1 protein-coding gene is annotated in these 749 nt (G+C 58.6%); it reads right to left on the minus strand.

Going from position 1 to position 749, the window contains the following annotated elements; all coding sequences use genetic code 11:
- Window positions 1–141 precede the first annotated feature (141 nt).
- Window positions 142–600, minus strand: a complete 459-nt coding sequence (gene tnpA / locus DXB98_RS10055; protein ID WP_055287554.1) for an IS200/IS605 family transposase — start codon at window positions 598–600, stop codon at window positions 142–144.
- Between the last annotated feature and the right edge of the window lie 149 nt (window positions 601–749).

Raw genomic sequence — 749 nt, forward strand, 5'->3', positions numbered from 1 at the left:
AATCAGAACCACCCTTAAAAAGGGTGGTTTGCTCTTAGGGTATAACCCACGGGCCCCGGGCTCGCGTCTAAAGGCGCGGGCCCGGACTTCGTCCAGGCCTAGTGCATCTTGACCCGTGGCGCGCCGGTCGAACCGGCAGCATCACCCCCTCTTGAAGGGGTCCTCGTACTCCTTCACGCTCAGCTTGTCCAGCGCGATGTCGTGGGACTCCTGCTCCCTGATGTACTTGGCGATCGTCGCCTCGTTCAGGCCGACGGTGGACACGTAGTAGCCCTCCGCCCAGAACTTCCTGTTGCCGAACTTGTACTTGAGGTTGGCGTGCCTGTCGAATATCATCAGCGAGCTCTTCCCCTTCAGGTAGCCCATGACGCTCGCGACGCTGTACTTCGGCGGGATCGCCAGCAGCACGTGCACGTGGTCGGGCATCAGGTGCCCCTCGATTATCTCGATCCCCTTGTACTCGCACAGCTTCCTGAGGATCTCCCCTATGTCGCTCCTGATTTGGTTGTAGATCACTTTGCGCCTATACTTCGGCGTGAACACGATGTGGTACTTGCACATCCACTTCGTGTGGGAAAGGCTGTAGGCCTTCTGGGCCATGGCGACCACCCCTTCGACTCGAATTCTTGACGGCCTGAACAATCGTCAATATCGGTCGGAGGGGTGGCTTTGTAAAGCCGTTTGTCTCCACCCGCGTAGCGGGTGGTTTAAAGCTGGCCGCTGCGCGGCCAGCAGACTAAAGTCTTGAA

Origin of the sequence: Collinsella sp. OM07-12 (assembly GCF_003438275.1) — a bacterium.
GTDB lineage: Bacteria > Actinomycetota > Coriobacteriia > Coriobacteriales > Coriobacteriaceae > Collinsella.